The sequence below is a fragment of the Pleionea sp. WD8-19 genome, assembly GCF_055326765.1.
In genome coordinates, this window is sequence record NZ_JBUZOU010000002.1 from 219,974 (window position 1) to 240,474 (window position 20,501).

General features: G+C 42.9%; 15 protein-coding genes and 1 tRNA gene. 3 read left to right on the forward strand and 13 right to left on the reverse strand.

All coding sequences use genetic code 11. The features are described from left to right. Positions 1 to 8: 8 nt before the first annotated feature. From ACTUJY_RS03555 to ACTUJY_RS03570, 4 genes are all read right to left on the reverse strand, one after another. A complete protein-coding gene (locus tag ACTUJY_RS03555; protein ID WP_463614681.1) occupies positions 9 to 569 on the reverse strand; it encodes a chemotaxis protein CheB in 561 nt (186 codons plus the stop codon). A 4-nt stretch (positions 570 to 573) separates the two neighbouring features. After that, positions 574 to 1,473 (reverse strand): CheR family methyltransferase, encoded by a 900-nt coding sequence (locus tag ACTUJY_RS03560; protein WP_463614682.1) that lies wholly within the window; start codon positions 1,471 to 1,473, stop codon positions 574 to 576. Positions 1,474 to 1,489: 16 nt separating this feature from the next. Continuing rightward, on the reverse strand, positions 1,490 to 5,581 hold the full coding sequence (locus ACTUJY_RS03565) for a response regulator (protein ID WP_463614683.1): 4,092 nt from the start codon (positions 5,579 to 5,581) through the stop codon (positions 1,490 to 1,492). A gap of 510 nt (positions 5,582 to 6,091) precedes the next feature. Continuing rightward, positions 6,092 to 6,637 carry a GNAT family N-acetyltransferase gene (locus ACTUJY_RS03570; RefSeq protein ID WP_463614684.1) on the reverse strand — a complete coding sequence of 182 codons (546 nt, stop codon included), beginning with the start codon at positions 6,635 to 6,637 and terminating at the stop codon, positions 6,092 to 6,094. A 147-nt stretch (positions 6,638 to 6,784) separates the two neighbouring features. On the opposite strand from ACTUJY_RS03570, the gene acnA reads away from it, so the two are divergent. From acnA to ACTUJY_RS03585, 3 genes are all read left to right on the forward strand, one after another. Next, entirely contained in the window at positions 6,785 to 9,517 is a 2,733-nt protein-coding gene (acnA, locus tag ACTUJY_RS03575; RefSeq protein ID WP_463614685.1) for an aconitate hydratase AcnA, read from the forward strand. A gap of 47 nt (positions 9,518 to 9,564) precedes the next feature. Next, complete coding sequence (locus tag ACTUJY_RS03580; RefSeq protein WP_463614686.1) at positions 9,565 to 11,091, forward strand: nitrilase-related carbon-nitrogen hydrolase; 1,527 nt, start codon at positions 9,565 to 9,567, stop codon at positions 11,089 to 11,091. 87 nt (positions 11,092 to 11,178) lie between these two features. Next, a complete protein-coding gene (locus ACTUJY_RS03585) occupies positions 11,179 to 11,916 on the forward strand; it encodes a lysostaphin resistance A-like protein (RefSeq protein ID WP_463614687.1) in 738 nt (245 codons plus the stop codon). Between the two features lie 62 nt (positions 11,917 to 11,978). Here ACTUJY_RS03585 and ACTUJY_RS03590 read toward each other — a convergent pair. The 9 genes from ACTUJY_RS03590 to thrS form a co-directional block, all read right to left on the reverse strand. After that, positions 11,979 to 12,055, reverse strand: a tRNA-Pro gene (locus ACTUJY_RS03590). 120 nt (positions 12,056 to 12,175) lie between these two features. After that, positions 12,176 to 12,535 carry a MerR family transcriptional regulator gene (locus tag ACTUJY_RS03595; protein ID WP_463614688.1) on the reverse strand — a complete coding sequence of 120 codons (360 nt, stop codon included), beginning with the start codon at positions 12,533 to 12,535 and terminating at the stop codon, positions 12,176 to 12,178. Beyond that, positions 12,516 to 12,815 (reverse strand): integration host factor subunit alpha, encoded by a 300-nt coding sequence (gene ihfA / locus ACTUJY_RS03600; RefSeq protein WP_463614689.1) that lies wholly within the window; start codon positions 12,813 to 12,815, stop codon positions 12,516 to 12,518. The genes ACTUJY_RS03595 and ihfA overlap by 20 nt, the downstream gene beginning before the upstream one ends. 20 nt (positions 12,816 to 12,835) lie before the next feature. Further along, the gene (gene pheT / locus ACTUJY_RS03605; RefSeq protein ID WP_463614690.1) at positions 12,836 to 15,214 is read right to left on the reverse strand and encodes a phenylalanine--tRNA ligase subunit beta; all 2,379 of its coding nucleotides are present in this window, start codon (positions 15,212 to 15,214) and stop codon (positions 12,836 to 12,838) included. Positions 15,215 to 15,481: 267 nt separating this feature from the next. Beyond that, complete coding sequence (pheS, locus tag ACTUJY_RS03610) at positions 15,482 to 16,498, reverse strand: phenylalanine--tRNA ligase subunit alpha (protein WP_463614691.1); 1,017 nt, start codon at positions 16,496 to 16,498, stop codon at positions 15,482 to 15,484. A gap of 403 nt (positions 16,499 to 16,901) precedes the next feature. Further along, positions 16,902 to 17,261, reverse strand: a complete 360-nt coding sequence (gene rplT / locus ACTUJY_RS03615; protein ID WP_463614692.1) for a 50S ribosomal protein L20 — start codon at positions 17,259 to 17,261, stop codon at positions 16,902 to 16,904. A gap of 15 nt (positions 17,262 to 17,276) precedes the next feature. Next, complete coding sequence (rpmI, locus tag ACTUJY_RS03620; RefSeq protein WP_463614693.1) at positions 17,277 to 17,474, reverse strand: 50S ribosomal protein L35; 198 nt, start codon at positions 17,472 to 17,474, stop codon at positions 17,277 to 17,279. Between the two features lie 385 nt (positions 17,475 to 17,859). Next, positions 17,860 to 18,411 carry a translation initiation factor IF-3 gene (gene infC, locus ACTUJY_RS03625; protein ID WP_463614815.1) on the reverse strand — a complete coding sequence of 184 codons (552 nt, stop codon included), beginning with the start codon at positions 18,409 to 18,411 and terminating at the stop codon, positions 17,860 to 17,862. A 1-nt stretch (position 18,412) separates the two neighbouring features. After that, positions 18,413 to 20,338 (reverse strand): threonine--tRNA ligase, encoded by a 1,926-nt coding sequence (thrS, locus tag ACTUJY_RS03630; RefSeq protein ID WP_463614694.1) that lies wholly within the window; start codon positions 20,336 to 20,338, stop codon positions 18,413 to 18,415. Positions 20,339 to 20,501: the final 163 nt, after the last annotated feature.

Consider the following 20,501-nt stretch of genomic DNA (forward strand, 5'->3'; position numbering starts at 1 on the left):
ACATCAACCTAAAGTGAAGCTAAAAATCTACCGATTTCTTTTATCGTTAATATATGATCGACCTGTGTCGTCGCAATGGCGGATAACGGCATTTCCTTATAAGCTGCTTCGAACGGATTTTGCACTATGGTGAGCCCATTTCGTTTTTTTATATAAGCCAGTCCCTGACTGCCGTCGTTGTTGGCTCCAGTTAAAACCAAACCCACTAAATGTTCTTTATAAGTGTCAGCGGCACTTTCAAATAAAACATCAATCGAAGGCCTTGACCAGTTAACAGGAGCATCTACAGATAAACTAAATGTTCGTTTTTTTTCTACCAGCAAATGGTAATCAGGCGGAGCGAAATAAATAATTCCACGAGCAATAGGTTCACTCTCTTCCGCTTCTTTAACCGTAGGTAGGCATTGTTGATTAAGTAACTCCGGCCAGTTAGAACTTTCACAGCCCTTAGAATGCTGCACCCATATCATGGCAAAGGAACACTTTGCTGGTAAAGCGTTAATTAATTGTTGCGTTGCTTCTACACCTCCAGCCGACGTACCGACTACGACGGCATCATAAGTGCTCATTTTCTCACCCACTTTTTAGCAGTACATCATCAATAATAGGTTCATGAGAATAGACTTCTTCTGAATCAGATAATTCATGAAGAACGCGCTTTTTATAGGCGCAATTTTTCTTATCGACCTGCTCAAACTTACCCTCAAATTTTAAATGACTGATCGACTCTTTGCTTCCCAAGCATAGAAATCCATTATTACATAAACTTTCATAGAACAATTTAAGAACGCGCGATTTAAGTTCATTATCAAAATAAATCATAACATTTCGACAAACAACCATCTGCATTTCACCAAACACACCATCAGTTACTAAATTATGGTGAGCAAATGTAATATGCTGTTGTATTTCCGGATCGATTCGCGCAACATCATACTTACATAAAAAGTGATCTTGAAATACACTTTTCCCACCCGCCTGAAAATAAGCTTCGCCAAACTCGTCAATTTTCTCGCGCGCAAATATACCTTGCCGAGCTTTCATTAATATTGAATGATTAAAGTCGGTAGCGTATATTCTCGCTCGTTTTAACAAACCAGCCTCTTTTAATAAAATCGCCATAGAGTAGACTTCTTCACCACTAGCACATCCTGCGTGCCAAATTTTAAAAAAGGGAAACGTCTTTAATACTGGGATAATATTTTCATTCAAATATCTGAAGAAATAGGCATCACGAAAAAACTCCGTTACATTAATAGATAAACGCTGCAATACATTATTCAAAGAGTCCTTATCATGCAGTACTGCTGGAATCAGCTGTGAAACATGCTCTAACCCTTTCACTTTAAGTTCCGTTCGTATATTCCTAGTTACTGACGCTCTTGCGTATTGCCTGAAATCGTAACCACAATAGCGATAAATACACTCAAGCAATAACTCAATCTCAATTTCTTCCAATACTTCGGGTGACATATTCAAATACTGTCCTTTAATGGTACAACCATACCTTTACCATCGATAACAAATTTTCAATATTCACAGGCTTCGCCATATAATCGTTTGCGCCAGCCTCAATACATTTATCTCGATCAGATGCCATTGCTTTAGCCGTTAATGCAATAATGGGAACAGATTTCGAAAAATCACTACGGATCTTTTTCATTGCTTCATAGCCATCCATCTCAGGCATCATAATATCCATTAAAATGAGATCGATTTCATCATCTTCGCTTAACTTATCGAGTGCGAGTTTACCATTGTCGGCTAACGTAACTTTGAGGCCATGCTCTCGCAACACCTTCGATAAGGCATAGGTGTTGCGCAAATCATCATCAACCACTAAAACTTTTTTGTCTTTTAATTCCGAACCTGAAATTTCCGCTTCTGTTTTCGTGTCACTAATAGCTTTCGATGTTCGGTTACCTGCAATGCTATATAAGAACAGATCAACTTCTTCTTGCAGACGCTCAGGTGATTGACCATCTTTAATAACAATTTTATCGGTAAAATTCATTAGCTTCTTGTATTCATCTTCAGTTAATTGTTTACCGGTATAGACCACAACGGGTGGTAACTCTAACGAGGTATCTTTTTCAACTTTCGACAACAAATCAATACCACTCATATCGGGAAGGCTCAAATCGAGAATACAACAATCTATTTTCAACTGGCGGAGCATTTGCATGGCTTCTTCACCCGTATTGGCGGTATGTATTTGCAGCTGTTTTTCTTTCAAGTATTGACTGATCGCGTGACAAGCCTTTTTATCGTCTTCAATCAACAACAAATGTTTTATATTTTTCTGAATGAGTGTTTCGAATTTGGTAAATATTTGATCCAGTTGATCCATGGAGGCTGGCTTAGTCAGAAAGCCCAAGGCTCCTTGCTTCATTGCTTGTAAATCCTCATCTTCTGCCGATACAATGTGCACCGGTATTTGTCGAGTTTCTGGTGATGCTTTTAACGACTCCAATACTTTTAATCCATTCATATCAGGAAGTCCCATATCCAAAATAATGGCTTTGGGTGCATGCCTCATCACCAATGATAACGCTTCAATTCCTGAGCTCGTTGTATAACATTCAAATCCGTGCTTTTCGGCCATTTCCGCGAGGATTTTTGCGAATTGCGCATCGTCCTCAACTATCAGTATCTTATCTTTATCGCTGTTTTGTTGTCTTACAGAGGTTGCAGTGTGAGACAACGCCATACTTTTATTCGTTAGCTCTGTAGAGATTGAGGAAGGTAAATGATCAGGCACTTCACTCCTTGTCGCCGCCGGGTGAGTAAGCTTCTTGAGCTCGCGAGGAATATAGACAGTAAAACAACTGCCCTTATCCACTTCACTTTGTAAATGAATTTCCCCCCCCAAAAGGCCTACTAATTCTCTGGATATCGTCAAACCCAAACCCGTACCACCATAAGCACGACTGGTAGAACCATCTGCTTGCTGAAAAGCTTCGAATACTTCACGGTGTTTTTCATTAGCGATACCAATTCCTGTATCAGTCACACTTATTGCAACAACATCCGTATTAATCAAATTTTCATTATTGAAGTGAATTCCTTTTTCGGTAGGCTTTACGGAAAGCGTTACACTACCATTGCTGGTAAATTTAAAAGCGTTTGATAACAAATTTCGCAATACCTGTTCTAAACGTTGTTCATCCGTATAAATGCTGGGCGCCATGCTTTCATCGATTTCAACATTGAATGCGACACCACGATCTTCAGCAATGGGTTTAAACTGGTCATAAACTTTACTACATAAGTTACTCACTGAAATTTCTGCCGTTTCGATTCGAAGTTTACCCGCTTCAACTTTAGACAAGTCCAGAATATCATTGATTAAAGCGAGCAAAGATTGACCTCCACCATAAATGACGTTTAAGTCTTCTAACTGCTCCTCCGTTAGGTTTGCTTCGCTGTTCCGAATGAGAGACTGTGACAACAAGAGTAAACTGTTCAAAGGTGTTCGTAACTCATGAGACATATTGGCTAAAAACTCAGATTTATATTTACTCGTTACTGCCAACTGCTCTGCTTTTTCTTGTATCTCTGCGCGCGCCAGTTCAACTTCAGCTTTCTGACGTTCTAAATCGCGAGTTTTTGATGTCAGTTCACTGTTTGACTCTTCCAACATATCTTTTTGCGCCCTAAGCTCTTCCTCAGATTGCTTCAATGCTTGCGCTTGTTCTTCCAGTTCTTCATTTGATGCCTTTAACTCTTCTTGTTGAGTCTGTAACTCTTCGGCTTGTTGTTGCGTTTTTTCGACCAACTCTTGTAGCTGAGTTCGCGAACGCGATGACTCAATCGCAACCGCTAAGTTTTCAGTTGATTTTTCCAAAAACTCAATTGCCGCATCTGAGAATATTTCACATTTTGCTAGAGCAATTACGCCAATTAATTCATCACCTTTCGATTGAGAGTTAATCAAAGGTGCGACTAAAATATGCTTGGGTTTGGACTCACCTAGGCCAGAGTCAACCGAGAAGTGAATATGTTCATCTGGAACCTCAGAGAAAAGTATTACTCTTCGCTCCAATGCCGCTTGCCCTATCAACCCCTCCCCTAGGGCAAACGAGCTTTCAGCCGTACTTCGTCGTTTGTAGGCAAAACTCTGTTTTAAATTGAGTTGTTCATTTTCATTTAAGTAAAGTGCTGCGACTTTCGCATCCAGATATTTTGCGATGTATTCAAGTGCGCTTTCACTGAGCTTACTGATTGTCTGCTCTCCACGAATGACATCCGCTAGACCAGCATGTCCCGATTTAATCCAATTAAGCGTATCGCTTTCTGCTTTTGCATGCTGTAACCCTTCAGTCATTAGCTTTAACGAATTACCAAGTGCGTCTTTCTCGCTTTGAACTTGAAAGTTTGTTTGATAATCACCTTGAGCAACTCGACGAGCATGGTTTGCAATGCGTTTCAATACATCCGTCATACGGCTTAACGAATCACCTAAACGTTCCGTTTCATAACTCCCTTTAAGATCTACTTGCACATCGTAGTCGCCTTGAGCAATGGTTTCGGAGAGGTTCAAAACTTGATTAAACGTTTTCACTACCAGTCGTGTTATTAAAAACGCTAACAAAATACCAACCGCTAACGAAAGCAACATGAGTAAAAACGCAAACCAAGTGAGTTCATCAAATGCGCTGCGAATTTCACGAAACCCCGTTTCCATTTGCTTTTTTTCATACTGGACTAAATTTTCCAACTTAGTATTGAGGCGCCTTTCCATCGAACGTACTTGATTATCCATTCTGGTCTGCGCGACATCCCAATCTCCGGTTAAGCGCATTTCTATCAATTGTTCAACGACCGGAAGAAACTGTTCTCGATACTGACTTAAAAGTCCAAAAAGTCGTTGTTGCTCTTCTAATAATTGCGATTGAAATTGAGCAATTATTGTAAACGCGTCATCATTACGTACCCAGTGATCATTAAACTCCTTTCGAAACTTGTCGTCCTTTAATAACAAAAAACCTCTGAGAGATTTCGCAGCATTTGCCGCACTAGCACGGAAATCCGCCATTGCTTTAATTAACCGTAAAGACTTTTCGCTCGCGCTTCGACTAGCTTGTAACTCCAACATTTGAGTGACAGTGTCAATCATTTGCTCATTTTTTGGCGCGGCGCTATTTTCAAGCAAAGTTAACGCTTTGCGATTTTCTGGGCTGTGAGCAATACGTTCAATGTCATCCTGTAACTCTTGCATTTCGATAATGTTTTGCTTAACTTCTCGCCAAAGCGCTTGTCTTGACTCACTGTTTTGTTCGTATATTTCGTTGAGTTCACTGATATTGAGTTGAATTTCACTCCAAGCGAGTTCTCGTTCTGATTTAAAGCTATTATCTTGTTGTGCAACCCAACCTCTCAATGCAGAAAGACTTTGAATCAAAGAGTTTTTAATATTCATGGTGGCAATCGCACTAGGCGTGCGAACGTTTTCAATTCGGTCAGACTGCTGATCGACAGATGCCACATTCGCTAACAGTAAAACAAGGACGAACCCAAGTAAAGCGACAATCAATAGGTAACCAGAACCAATTTTGACACCAATGGAATTTAGTTTCACTGCCTTCTCCCTTATGGGTTGAGTCTTGTTTTATATAAATTGAAATTAACGATTAACGATTAACGATTCAGGTATTATAAAAAATGTTAATGAAGCTGAAGCAAAGGTCATTGATAAATTAGAGGCATTTCGAACGAGAGAAAGAACCTGCGTAATCACGCAAAGTAAAAACAAGTACAACTTCATTGCAAACTTCCTTTCTTGGTCTAACTCAAAATCTCCATGCCACCAGGACAACCACCAGCGAGCTCCTGCTAATACCTGAGTCAACCATCCTAAATTAAGTCTGTGCAAAACTGAGTACTCTTTGCTTTGTAAAACATCTCAAAGCATTGAATTATTTTGATGATACAGTTGTGTTTTTCTTAGTATAGACCAAAGAAAAACAATAATAGAAAAATCTCATTGGCAACCAATGAGTGTATAAAAATACTCACATTTGAGATATTGGGTAAGGAAATACGGTTTTAGTGCACGCCGACAATTCAAAACCAGTGCAGATCAACAAACTTACTCATTTTCTAACGATAACTGATAATATACAGCTGGTGTATCACCTAACGGATCACGATGAATGTAAGACTTAAGGTAACTCATCCCGAGCTTTTTCATAACACCAATCGAGCCCTGGTTATTTTCATCTGCAACGGCAGAAAAACGGCAATATCCTAACTGTTCAATTAAAGCTTCCAACACAGACTTTGCCGCTTCGGTAGCGATGCCATACCCCCAACATTTACGCTTTAAGCGCCAACCCAGTTCCAAGTTATCCCACTCTGGTTCGTCACTGAAAAACTGCATGGGACGCACCAGTATCCATCCTAAAAATTCGTCAGTACGTTTTTCAATAACAGCCCACATACCCCAACCTTTTTCGTGGTTTGTGTAAGACTGCAAGCGTGGTAAGTAGACTTGATCGATTTCCTCACGCGTTGTCGTTTTGCCCTTTGTAATAAAACGCATCACCTCGGGGTCCTGGTCCAGCTCGAAAAACAGGTCACCGTCATTCGTATTCATAAGCCGAAAGCGGAGGCGTTCGCTGTCGTTAATTTTCATATTTATATCAGATGCAAATTTAAGGAATGCTGGTAATTCTAAAATATTACCTATTTATATGCAGCTTTAATTTTGTGTGTTAGACCTTGTTTGATTGTCATTCGACTCCTAACCTTTATAGAGTGTTCATCCGATAAGAGAGCATCCATGAGCGTAAAATACCAAAGTTCGACAACACTAAAGATAGAAGGTCAAAACTTGCGGATGATCAGCTTTGAAAAGTTGGCAAAACCATTTGACCTGGAGCGCTTGCCTTACTGCGCTAAAATTCTGCTTGAAAATTTGTTAAGGCATGAAAATGAAACATTCGTCCATGCAAAAGACATTGAGCAATTATCCGAATGGGATACCAAACGTTCTCAAGAGCATGAAATAGCATTTGTTCCTGCAAGAGTTATTTTGCAAGACTTTACTGGTGTACCCGCCATCGTTGATTTGGCCGCTATGCGCAACGCAATGAGCGACTTAGGTGGAGAAGCGGATAAAATCAACCCTTTCAATCCAGTGGAGCTCGTGATCGATCACTCTATCATGGTGGATCATTATGCCAGCCAGGACGCATTCGAAAAAAACACAACCATTGAAATTGAGCGAAATCGCGAGCGATACCAGTTTTTAAAGTGGGGCCAAAAAGCCTTTTCCAACTTCAAAGTCGTGCCACCCGGGCGCGGTATAGTGCATCAGGTCAATTTGGAGTATTTGGCACGCTGTGTATTTGATCAGATGAAAAACGGTGAACGCTGGGCCTTTCCAGACACCCTTGTCGGAACCGATTCACACACAACGATGATCAATGGGCTTGGCATTCTCGGTTGGGGTGTTGGAGGTATTGAAGCCGAAGCCGCCATGCTTGGCCAACCCGTCACGATGTTGATTCCTAAAGTGGTCGGATTTGAACTCCAGGGCCGATTACAACCCGGTGTTACCGCCACGGATTTGGTGCTAACGATAACCGAACAGCTACGTAGCCACGGTGTGGTTGGCAAGTTTGTCGAGTTTTACGGCCCTGGCTTAAAACACTTAACAACTGCTGACCGTGCAACGATTGCCAATATGGCTCCGGAGTATGGTGCCACATGCGGCATCTTTCCACTAGATAAAGAAAGTATTCGTTACCTCACGTTAACCGGTCGACCTTCAAATCAGTTAATACTGGTAGAAAGTTACGCTCGAGCCCTCGGGATCTGGCACGATGAGACGACTCCCAATGCCGTTTATCACGAAAACATCGTATTCGATCTGGGCAGCGTAGTGCCTTGTATTGCAGGCCCGAAAAGACCGCAAGACAAGGTGCCATTAACCATGGCAGCCAAACAATTTCGCAACTGGCTGGAACAACGCATTAGCATCATCGATCAACCCGAACAAAATTATTTTGCCGATGAAGGCGGTTCGGCGGCAGAAAATGATGCGCTTACCCGATCACAACAAAGTGTTGAAGTCACCTTCCGCAATGAAACGTTTCAATTATCGCCCGGAGCGGTAGTCATTGCTGCCATAACCAGTTGCACCAATACTTCCAACCCATCGGTTTTAATTGCTGCCGGGTTATTGGCACGCAACGCACTGGCCATAGGATTAACCAGCAAGCCCTGGGTAAAAACCTCTCTGGCGCCTGGCTCACAAGTGGTAACCGAATACCTGAAAGATGCCGGTTTAATGGACGATTTAGAAGCACTTGGGTTTAACCTAGTGGGTTATGGCTGTACAACCTGCATTGGAAACTCAGGACCATTAGCCGACCCCATCGCGCAAGCGATACGGGTTGGCAAATTACCTGTTTGCTCGGTACTTTCCGGAAACCGAAACTTTGAAGGCCGCATTCACGCTGATATTCCCGCTAATTATCTCGCTTCGCCGCCACTGGTAGTCGCCTACGCATTAGCCGGAAATATGAACATCGATTTAACGCAAGAACCTTTGGGAAAAGATAAAAAAGGGAAGCCTGTTTTTCTGAAAGATATCTGGCCAAACGATAACGAGATCAATGAAAAAGTGGCTAAATTTGTTTCACAAAATCTGTTTTTAGAAAAGTATCGCGATGTATTCAGTGGCAATCCAGTTTGGGATCAATTAACAGCCGGCGACAGCGATATTTATCAATGGCCGGATTCGAGTTACATCAAACATCCGCCTTTTTTTCAATCGATGAAAGCCAAACACAGCCAACCCCTGTCGATTGAGAAAGCGCGTTGTTTGGTAAAAGTCGGCAACAGTATTACCACGGATCACATTTCACCGGCAGGAGCTATTGCCGAGCATAGTCCTGCCGGACAATATCTTCTATCGCTCAATATTAAAGTAAAAGACTTTAACTCTTACGGTTCACGAAGAGGCAATCATGAAGTCATGATGCGCGGTACTTTTGCTAATGTGCGTTTAAAAAACCAACTCGCCCCAGGAACGGAAGGGAGTTATACGACACATTTTCCGAGTGGTGAGCCAATGTCAATATACGATGCAGCTATGAAATATAAAGCAGAAAAAACACCTTGTATTGTAATCGCCGGAAAAGAATATGGAACCGGGTCTAGCCGCGACTGGGCCGCTAAAGGTCCTTCGCTATTAGGTGTGCGTGCTGTAATGGCAGAAAGTTACGAGCGTATTCATCGCTCCAACTTGATTGGCATGGGTATTTTACCCTTGCAGTTTATCAATAACGACAACGCCGAGTCTTTAAATTTACAAGGCGATGAGTGTTTTTCTATTCCCTTGCCAAAGCCTGGCGAAAGCACACTCAAAGTCAAAGTATTCGATAACAATGAAAGCTTGAAAGCTGAGTTCGATATGCTAGTTCGTATCGACACCGAAAACGAATACCAATATTATTCTCACGGTGGTATTTTACAGTTTGTGATCCGTAAACTGTTAAACCAATAAACCGTCAGCTTTAATCGGTACTCCAATAGAATAGAACGTTAATCCCTATGACCAAACCCATTGAAACACGGCTTAACTTGCGCATTATTGAACCTGCGGATTATCCACAACTGGCCAAACTGATGGATCTGGTTTACCCCGATATTGGCGGCGCCTGGCCGAAAGCAACTATTCAAGCCTTGGTCAATGCATTTCCCGACGGGCAGATCTGTATCGAAGATAAAAGCACAATCGTTGCCGTCGCTCTTACTATTAAAGTCAACTATTACCGCTATTCGTCACGCCATACTTATGCCGATGTGATCAGCGAAAAAGAAATTGCACGTCATGACGATCGCGGTGATGCACTTTATGGACTGGATGTTTTTGTGCACCCCGACTATCGAGGATTTCGGCTGGGTAGGCGCTTGTACGAAGCACGTCGCGAACTGTGCCGAATACTGAACTTAAAAGCGATTTTAGCCGGCGGTCGGATTCCCGGTTATCAAGATTACGCAGAGAAAATGACTGTCGATGAATACATTGAACAAGTGGAGCGTAAAAAGATTTACGATCCCATTTTATCGTTTCAACTGTCGAACGACTTTGATATCAAACGGTTAATGCACAAATACTTACCTGAAGATAAAAAATCAAAAGGTTTTGCAACACTGCTTGAATGGGATAATATTTTTTACGAAGAAGACACAGAGTCCATTCATTTAACTGAAAAGTCCATCGTTCGCATTGGAATCGCACAATGGCAAATGCGAAGCGTTCATTCGTTAGACGACCTTATTGCCCAAGCCGAATTTTTAATTGACTCCTTATCCGATTATCAATCGGATTTTGCTGTACTACCGGAGTTTTTTAGCGCGCCTTTAATGGGACTTGCAACCGAAAAACCCGCCGTTGAAGCCATTCGTTTTTTGTCTGAGTTCAGTGATGAAATTCGTACTCGCCTTTCGCAAATGGCAGTAACCTATAACATTAATATTGTGGCAGGCAGTTTACCGGTAGAAAAAAATAATCGACTTTATAATGTCTCATACTTATTACACCGCGATGGCAAAATTGATGAGCAATTTAAAGTACATATCACGCCGCATGAAAAGCGCGACTGGGTTCTGGACGGTGGCGATTTGGTGCAAGTTTTCGAAACCGATGCAGGCAAAGTGGGCATTCTCATTTGCTACGATGTCGAATTTCCCGAACTGGCACGGTTGCTTGCAGAACAAGGGGTTCAAATTTTGTTTGTGCCTTTTTGGGTAGACACCAAAAATGGTTATTTGCGGGTACGACTTTGTGCACAAGCGCGCGCCATTGAAAATGAATGTTATGTGGCTATTGCCGGTAGTGTTGGTAACCTCCCTCGTGTCGATAATGTTGCTATTCAGTATGCTCAATCTGCTGTATTTTCTCCGAGCGATGTTTATTTTCCCCACGACGCGGTCATCGCCGAAGCCACTGCCAACGCCGAAATGATGATTTACGCCGATGTCGATTTGGATAAACTTAAATTGTTAAGTACTGAGGGTTCTGTGAATAACCTGAAAGACAGGCGGCTGGATCTTTACCGTATTGAAAAGAAGTAAAATCGTTTGGGTTGTGTAACAAAACAAATATCTCATATACTAAATACCGCATAAATTCACTCCATTTACACTCAGGTATTTTTTCAAATGGAACTCACACAAAATAACGCATTCGCTAAGTCCTTCACTTTCTGGTCGGCTATCGGTTGGTCAGCCTTAATTTTATTTGCCTTTTTGTCCGGTCAAGTTATCGCGGGTTTGATTTACGTTATATCCATCGCTATCGCCAACCCTGAGCAAGCCTTGCAGCTCACTCAAGAGCTAGTCATCAACTCAACGTTTCTTACCTTATCGATCCTCTCTGGTGGGATCGCGGGATTGATTTGCTTGAAGTTAGTCAGTCAATCGCAAAAACTCTCATTTAAGGAACATTTGGGCTATCAATCGGTTTCATTTAAGGCCCTTACAAGCTTTACAATTGCAGCAGTCCTATTAAACCTCATTGCTATTTTTATCTTTCAAGCGACAGGCTGGCAACCTGAAGAATCGATGGTAGCACTGATGAAGGAAGGTGCTCGCAACCCACTTACTTGGTTTGCCATTATTCTGGTCGCCCCCATTTTTGAAGAAGTGTTTTTTCGCGGCTATATGTACCATGCACTGCGACATACGCGTGCGGGTATCACCGGCGCCATTATCATAGCGAACGTGGTTTGGCTGTGTTTACACTTGGGGCAATACAACGTTTATGGAATGGGTTTAATTTTTATCGCTGGGCTACTTTTTGGAATTGCACGTTGGAAAACCAACAGTTTACTCACACCAATAATAATGCATATCGCGTTTAACTGTGTGGCGATGATTGCGAATCTTATCGTCGAATAATCAGGCTTAGATGGCGCTATTTGGAAATAAAAAAGCCGACAATAATGTCGGCTTTTTTAATTTGGTCGGAGCGAGAGGATTTGAACCTCCGACCACTTGCACCCCATGCAAGTGCGCTACCAGGCTGCGCCACGCTCCGAATATATCTTTTCGACCCGTCGGTCGATGGGAGGCGAAATAATACCGATTTATAAAAAAAAAGCAATCCTTTTACTGGATTGCTCTTATGTTTTATGGGATCGCTTAAGCTTTAATCGACTTAAGCTTTTAGAATACGAACCACGTCTTCCAGCTCGTGGATCAGTAAGCTTAGGGTTTCATTATTCAGACTAGATTGCGTACCGGAGTCCTCTTCCGACTCCAGTTGTTGACGGGCCCCACCAATGGTAAACCCTTTGTCGTACAGCAGTTCACGAATCTGTCTTATCACCATAACGTCTTCACGTTGATAGTAACGACGATTGCCGCGCCTTTTGATGGGATGCAACTGCGGAAACTCTTGCTCCCAGTAACGCAACACATGCGGTTTTACCTGACACAAATCACTCACTTCACCAATAGTAAAGTAACGCTTTGCCGGTATGGGTTTAAGTTCGTTATTATTGCTCGCTTCCAGCATACGCCTCTACCCGGGCCTTAAGTTTCTGTCCTGGTCTAAAAGTCACCACACGACGCGCGGAAATGGGTATTTCTTCTCCCGTTTTTGGATTCCGCCCCGGACGTTGATTCTTGTCACGTAAGTCGAAATTACCAAAACCTGAAAGTTTCACCTGTTCTCCCTTTTCCAGTGCGCTACGCACCTCTTCAAAAAACGTTTCTACCATTTCTTTGGCTTCTCGTTTATTCAAACCTAACTCTTCGAACAAACGTTCTGCCATGTCCGCTTTGGTCAATGCCATAAAAAAGTAACCTCTTAAGGTCAGTCTCGTAACACTGCTCCTAATTGTGTTTCGAGCTGTTTTACGGTTCGCTCTACAATCGCGCTGACTTCGGCATCTTTCAGTGTACGCGTAGCATGCTGTAAAATCATAGCCAGCGCAACACTTTTTCTACCAGAATCAACACCTTCGCCACGATAGATGTCGAATACATTAATATGTTTTAGTAGATTTCCAGCCGTTTGTCTAATTAAATCAATAAGTTGCGCAACTTCCATTTGCTCATCCATAACAAGAGCAAGATCTCGACGAATCGACGGAAATCTCGACAAATCGGCGAATTTTGGTAACTTTCGCTCTATTATCGCTTCGAGATCGATTTCGAAAAGGAACAGTTCTTGCTCTAATCCTAATGACTTCTTCGTATTAGGATGCAGTTTACCAATCCAGCCAACCGCTCGATCACCTTGATAAATACGCGCCGATTGCCCTGGATGCAAACTTGGATGACTTTCTAATTTAAACAGATAACTGTCTGAATTTACAGTTAATTTTAACAATGCTTCCAAATCGCCTTTAAGATCGTAAAAATCAACCGGCCGCGACTTGCCTTCCCAACTTTCATCCAACAAATCACCACCAATTACTGCAGACAGGGTAGGTGTTTGCTGAAGTCCGGACTCAAAGTTCTCAAACCGTAAGCCTATTTCAAACAGACGTACGCGCTCTTGCTGACGATTGAAGTTATACTCAGCGGCTTTGATTAATGCCGGCCATTGCGATGTACGCATCACCGATAATTCGGACGAAATGGGATTTAACAATGAAATGGAAGGTACGTCTGGATTAATAGCCTGTTGCAGTTCTGGCTCAACAAAACTGTAAGTGATAGCTTCCTGATAACCTCGCGCTACCAACAAATTACGAATCTGCGATTTCCGTATTTTATGTTCAGGCCGGGCTACCATTTGCATTTCGTTTTGTGGTACTCGACTGGGAACCTTGTTGTAACCGTAAATACGTACCAACTCTTCGATCAGATCTTCTTCAATTGCGATGTCGAAGCGGAAACTCGGCACTTCAACTTGCCAACCTTCTTCAAAAGACGATAACGACATTCCCAATCGAGTTAAAATGTCTTCTACTTGTTGCTTTTCGAGGTTGATCCCGAGTAATCGCTCAATACGCTGAAAGCGCAACCGTATAGGCTGCTTTTGCGGCATGTGCACTTCATCGGTTTGATCGATAATCGGCCCAGGCTCGCCGCCACAAATGTCAATCAGTAATTGCGTTGCTCTTTCCATAGCTTTCACTTGCAGTGTGTAATCGACACCTCGTTCAAAGCGAAAAGATGCATCGGTATGCAAGCCATAACTGCGCGCTCTTCCGGCCAAATGGAGCGGTTGGAAAAACGCAGCTTCCAGAAAAACATCTTTGGTACTACTGTTAATTCCAGAATGCTCTCCCCCCATTATGCCAGCAATCGCCAGAGGCTTTTTATGATCGGAAATTAACAAAGTATCAGGTTTGAGCTCAACTTCCTTTCCATCCAACAACACCAGTTTTTCATTTTCTTTTGCCCAACGAACTTGAATACCTCCTTCCAACTCATTCAGATCGAAGGCGTGCATAGGATGACCTAACTCCAATAACACGTAATTCGTTATATCGACGGATGGTTCTATGGCACGCACACCCGCGCGCTCCAATCGTTGTTTCATCCAGTCCGGCGTTTTCGCACTCAGATTAATATTGCGAACAACCCGACCAACATAACGAGGACAAGCTTCTGGTGCTTGCAATTCAATTGGAAAAGTATCATCGATTTTTGGCGCAACCGGATCACAAGTAACTTCAGTGACATCACATCCATTAAGCACACCGACTTCTCTGGCAATTCCCCGCATGCCCAAACAATCGCCACGATTGGGTGTTAAATCGACTTCAATAACGGTATCTTTTAACTTTAAAAATTCGACCAGTGACTTTCCGACTGGCGCATCCTCAGCCAACTCCATGATGCCATCGCTTTCTTCTGACAACTGCAACTCTTTTTCTGAGCACAACATGCCAAAAGAAGCGACGCCCCTCAACTTGGCCTTTTTAATTTTAAAGTCACCGGGTAAAACGGTACCAATGGTTGCGACAGCCACTTTCAACCCATCACGCGCGTTCGGTGCACCGCAAATGATTTGAAGGTTTTCAGCTGCTCCAACATTCACTTCGCATACGCGAAGCTTGTCGGCATCGGGGTGTTGTTCCGCTTTAACAATTTCGCCAACAACAACACCATTGAGTTCATCACCAAAATTTTCGACGGCATCCACTTCAAGACCTGCCATCGTCAATTGTACCGCTAATTCGTCGGTAGAAACTGAAGGGTTAACCCACTCTCTTAACCACTTTTCGCTGATTCTCATATGTTCTTTCCAAGGTTTTGTAGGATGGGTTTTCACCCATCTTTTCAATTATTGATGGGTTTCGCTTCGCTTCACCACATCCTACGAAAAAGTCTAAGTTCTAAGTTCTAAGTTCTAAGTTCTAAGTTCTAAGTTCTAAGTTCTAAGAATATTCTTTATCACATTGAAACGTTTCAACTCATTTCATTTAATGCTTAGCACTTAAAAAATTTGTTTTTTAAATCACGACTCGTAGCGTTCAACTCGTAACTCTAACGATGTAGTTGGTTAATTAAATTGCTTTAAAAAACTTAAATCGTTTTCAAAAAACAATCGTAAGTCATTCACACCATAACGCAGCATAGTCAATCGTTCGACACCCATCCCAAACGCATAGCCACTGTACTTTTCACTATCGATACCTACCGATTGCAACACGTTTGGATGAACCATACCGCACCCTAAAATTTCAAGCCAACCGGTTTGACTGCACACGCGGCAGCCATCGCCATTACACATGACACATTGAATATCCACTTCGGCAGAAGGTTCAGTAAATGGGAAATACGACGGTCGAAAACGCACTGCCAAATCTTTTTCAAAAAAGTGTTTTAAAAACTCATCGAGCACACCTTTTAGATCGGCAAAACTGGTTTTTTCATCCACTAATAACCCTTCGACCTGATGAAACATAGGTGTATGCGTTAAATCAGAATCACAGCGATAAACGCGACCGGGTGCAATAATACGTACCGGTGGCTTTTGTTGCTCCAGGGTTCGGATTTGAACGGGGGAAGTGTGCGTTCTTAACAGCATAGACTCGCTAAAATAAAACGTATCGTGCATTGCTCGCGCGGGATGATGGCCGGGAATGTTGAGTGCTTCGAAGTTGTGGTAGTCATCTTCAATTTCCGGTCCTTCCTCAACACTGAAACCAATTTGCGCGAAGTACTCTTCGATACGCTCCAACGTACGATTGACCGGATGAATACCACCGACTTCGGTATTGCGTCCTGGCAAAGTAACATCAATGGTTTCTTTTGCCAGTTGCTCTGCTATACGCGCATTTTCAAGCGCTTCTTTTTTCAAATCCAACGCGTGTTGCACTGCTTGTTTTGCAACATTCACTTGCTGGCCAAATGCCGGGCGCTCTTCTTTAGGAAGGTTACCCAGCTGTTTCATTTGCTGAGTGATAACCCCTTTTTTACCTAAGTACTCTACTTTGACCTGCTCTAATGCGTGTAAGTCTGCCGCATTTGCAACGGCTTTTTTACCTTCAATTACCAATGCTTCTAAAGATGACATATATTTCTTACCTACTCTGTAGGATGGGTGTTAACCCATCGATTTTTGATGGGTTAACACCCATCCTACAAACTGAATTCCCTTTTCAATCGAGACATCGAATTTCGAGCCGAAACGTCGGACCGTTCGAGTTTCGAGTTTCGAGTTTCGAGTTTCGAGTTTCGAGTTTCGAGTTTCGAGTTTCGAGTTTCGAGTTTCGAGTTTCGAGTTTCGAGTTAAAAATATTACGATTAGCGCTTCAATTGAAAAGAATTATTCGTAATATTTTTAACGTGATTAAGTTTTAAAACATGACAGCTTTAAAATAAACCTTTTAGCTTTCAAACCAAATAAAAAAAGGGGAAGGACGATAAGCCCTTCCCCTCGTAAGGTATCCAAAATAGTTTTTGGAGAAGTGTCTTACTTACGCAGACAGGGCAGCTTTAGCTTTTTCGGCTAGCGCTGCAAAAGCGGCTTTGTCGTAAACCGCAATATCCGCGAGGATTTTACGATCCACTTCTACTGACGCTTTTTTCAAGCCATTGATAAAACGGCTGTAAGACAATCCACACTCACGGCTGGCAGCATTAATTCGCTGGATCCACAGAGCACGGAATTGACGCTTACGTTGACGACGGTCACGGTACGCGTACTGGCCTGCTTTGATTACGGACTGCTTGGCAACACGAAAAACGCGACTGCGCGCTCCGTAATAACCTTTAGCGGCTTTTAAAATTTTCTTATGACGTTTGTGTGCGGTGACACCACGTTTAACTCTTGGCATGGTTCAACCCTCCACTTATAAGTACGGTAACTGACGATTAAGTTGAGCAACATCGGCTGCTGCGACCATCTTCAGATGACGAAGTTGACGCTTACGCTTAGAGCTCTTCTTAGTCAGTATATGACGTAAGTGAGATTGGCCATGCTTATAGCCACCTTTGCCTGTTTTTTTAAAGCGCTTGGCTGCGCCGCGATCGGTTTTGATCTTTGGCATGGTAATAACTCCGCATTCGTTACCATTGTTCTTGGTCGGAAACTGTATTTAAAGTAACACCGACTTCAAACGATTCTGTTGGCCGACTAAGAAAACCTTGGTTTTCCAGACTGTTCAACTGCGCACAACAGCGTTTAGTTATTGGAAGTAAAAGGTCAAAACCTTTGCACTTCCCCGTTTTTATCCCAGGTCGGTTGCGAATAGACCGCAAGGGACAAGTACCAACTTATAGTTGGTATTGCGAGGAACGAGGGTCGAGGCATAAATACCCGGAATCATTTCCTCTTACTCAATTACGAGTAGCGAACCTCAAATGGCAAGTTTATTAACTCGCTATTCGAAACTCGTCACTCGCAACTGAAAATAACCTTCATTTTAGTGGTGGTTATTTTTTCTTCTTTTTCGGCGCGATAACCATGGTCATTTGACGACCTTGCATTACCGGGCGGGACTCAACCTCACCGTATTCGGTAAGGTCACCTTCCAGTCGCTTCAGCAACTCCATGCCAATTTCCTGGTGCGCCATTTCACGACCACGAAAACGCATCGTGATTTTGCATTTGTCACCGTGTTCCAGAAACTTAACCAAGTTTCGCAACTTAACGTTGTAATCGCCAATGTCAGTACCTGGGCGAAACTTGATTTCTTTAATCTGCATCTGCACCTGCTTCTTTTTCGCAGCGGCTGCAGCTTTCTTTTGTTCAAACAAGAATTTGCCATAATCCATAATACGGCAAACTGGAGGTTTAGCATCGGGTGAAATTTCTACCAAATCCAGCGCAGCCTCTTCAGCGACTTTTAGCGCTTCCCGGCCACTCATAACACCGACTTGCTCTCCATCGGCCCCAATTAATCGAACTTCTCTTGCAGTAATTTCATCGTTCAGTCGGGTGGTTCGCTTTTCCTGACCGCCCTTGCCTCTTGGACCTTTAATAATCCTACTCCTCCAGGTTGTTTCTACCTAAGTACGCGATGTTCTCATTTAGCAGAGCTTCAAACTCATTTATTGTAAGGCTTCCGAGATCTTTGCCGGTACGGGTTCTCACCGCAACCTTGCCCTCTTCCATCTCGCGATCACCTACGACTAATAAAAATGGAACACGCGCCAGTGTGTGCTCGCGAATTTTAAAGCCGATCTTCTCGTTTCTCAAGTCTACTTTGGCCCTAAATCCTTTATTATTCAAAGAATTTGCTACTTTGGCCGCAAAATCGCCCTGATTATCGGTAATATTCATCACAACAGCTTGGGTCGGCGCCAGCCAAGGTGGAAATTTCCCGGCGTATTCTTCAATAAGAATTCCAATAAACCGCTCCAATGAACCTAAAATGGCACGATGAATCATCACTGGTGTCTTCTTTGTGCCGTCTTCAGCAACGTATTCAGCGCCTAACCGGCTTGGCATCGAAAAATCGAGTTGAACCGTACCGCATTGCCATACGCGATCCAAGCAATCTCGTAGCGAAAACTCGATTTTGGGTCCGTAAAAAGCCCCTTCACCGGGTTGCAATTCATATTCAATGCCTTTTGATTTAAGCGCCTCAGCCAGAGCCTCTTCGGCCTTGTCCCAAATTTCATCACTACCCACACGCTTTTCAGGGCGAGTTGATAATTTGATTTCAACCTTATCGAAGCCAAAATCAGCGTAAACCTGGTAAATAATGTCAATCAGAAGAGCGACTTCATCTTGTATTTGCTCTTCTGTGCAAAACACATGGGCGTCGTCTTGCGTAAACCCGCGCACGCGCATCAGTCCATGCAAAGCCCCCGATGGCTCATTACGATGGCAAGAACCAAACTCGGCAATGCGTAAAGGAAGGTCTCGATACGACTTAAGACCTTGATTATAAATAAGAATGTGTCCAGGACAATTCATCGGTTTCACCGCATAAGTTCGATTTTCCGATTCCGTCGTGAACATATCGTCTTGAAACTTTTCCCAGTGACCGGACTTTTCCCAAAGGCTGCGATCCAATACTTGTGGCGCTTTTACTTCCTGATATTCGTTCTTCTTTAAAACGTCACGTATGTAGGCTTCAAGCGTTTTAAAGATGCTCCAACCATCATTATGCCAAAACACCATTCCGGGTGATTCTTCTTGAAAGTGGAATAACTGCTGTTGTTTGCCGAGTTTACGATGATCACGTTTTTCAGCTTCCTCCAAACGATGCAGGTATTTTTTCAAATCTTTTTTATTGGCCCAACAAGTGCCGTAAATTCGCTGCAACATCTCGTTATTGGAATCACCACGCCAATAGGCCCCTGAAACACGCATTAATTTAAACGCTTTGATTTTTCCAGTACTGGGAACGTGAGGTCCTCGGCAAAGATCGATAAAGTCACCTTGCTTGTATAGTGAAATGTCTTCATTGGTTGGAATACTGGCGATAATTTCAGCCTTATATTCTTCGCCCATGTTGCGGAAAAACTCCGCGGCCTCATCGCGTGGCATAACCGATCGCACCACTTGAAAATCGGCTTTGGTTAATTCCATCATCTTGTTTTCGATGGCGGTTAAATCTTCAGGCGTAAACGGTCGCTCATAAGCAAAATCATAGTAAAAACCGTTATCAATCACCGGACCAATGGTCACTTGCGCTTCAGGAAACAACTCTTTAACTGCTTGCGCTAATAAGTGCGCACAAGAGTGACGCAACACTTCGAGCCCCTCTTCGTCTCGTTCGGTAATGATAGCCAGCTCAACATCTTCGGAAATGGTAAAACTGGTATCCACTTCTTTACCATTCACTTTGCCAGCCAAAGCCGCTTTGGCCAGACCGGGACCGATCTCGTGGGCCACGTCATAGACAGTGACCGGATTGTCGAAAGCTCGCTGACTGCCATCAGGAAGAGTGATTACGGGCATTGTTAAACCTTTAAAAGTTCTAAGTTCTAAGTTCTAAGTTCTAAGTTCTAAGTTCTAAGACAGATTATATAGGGGATACAGTAGGTACTAAGGATTCTTGCGACTCAGAACTTCGTTCCCCTTTAACTAATGAACCGGCGATTTTATATCAATCACCACGAGT

Excerpts from the sequence above, each read along its gene's own strand:
- ACTUJY_RS03555 (WP_463614681.1), bottom strand. The coding sequence starts at position 569 with ATGAGCACTTATGATGCCGTCGTAGTCGGTACGTCGGCTGGAGGTGTA.
- ACTUJY_RS03560 (WP_463614682.1), bottom strand. The coding sequence starts at position 1,473 with ATGTCACCCGAAGTATTGGAAGAAATTGAGATTGAGTTATTGCTTGAG.
- ACTUJY_RS03570 (WP_463614684.1), bottom strand. The coding sequence starts at position 6,637 with ATGAAAATTAACGACAGCGAACGCCTCCGCTTTCGGCTTATGAATACG.
- acnA (WP_463614685.1), top strand. The coding sequence starts at position 6,785 with ATGAGCGTAAAATACCAAAGTTCGACAACACTAAAGATAGAAGGTCAA.
- ACTUJY_RS03580 (WP_463614686.1), top strand. The coding sequence starts at position 9,565 with ATGACCAAACCCATTGAAACACGGCTTAACTTGCGCATTATTGAACCT.
- ACTUJY_RS03585 (WP_463614687.1), top strand. The coding sequence starts at position 11,179 with ATGGAACTCACACAAAATAACGCATTCGCTAAGTCCTTCACTTTCTGG.
- ACTUJY_RS03595 (WP_463614688.1), bottom strand. The coding sequence starts at position 12,535 with ATGCTGGAAGCGAGCAATAATAACGAACTTAAACCCATACCGGCAAAG.
- ihfA (WP_463614689.1), bottom strand. The coding sequence starts at position 12,815 with ATGGCATTGACCAAAGCGGACATGGCAGAACGTTTGTTCGAAGAGTTA.
- pheT (WP_463614690.1), bottom strand. The coding sequence starts at position 15,214 with ATGAGAATCAGCGAAAAGTGGTTAAGAGAGTGGGTTAACCCTTCAGTT.
- pheS (WP_463614691.1), bottom strand. The coding sequence starts at position 16,498 with ATGTCATCTTTAGAAGCATTGGTAATTGAAGGTAAAAAAGCCGTTGCA.
- rplT (WP_463614692.1), bottom strand. The coding sequence starts at position 17,261 with ATGCCAAGAGTTAAACGTGGTGTCACCGCACACAAACGTCATAAGAAA.
- rpmI (WP_463614693.1), bottom strand. The coding sequence starts at position 17,474 with ATGCCAAAGATCAAAACCGATCGCGGCGCAGCCAAGCGCTTTAAAAAA.
- thrS (WP_463614694.1), bottom strand. The coding sequence starts at position 20,338 with ATGCCCGTAATCACTCTTCCTGATGGCAGTCAGCGAGCTTTCGACAAT.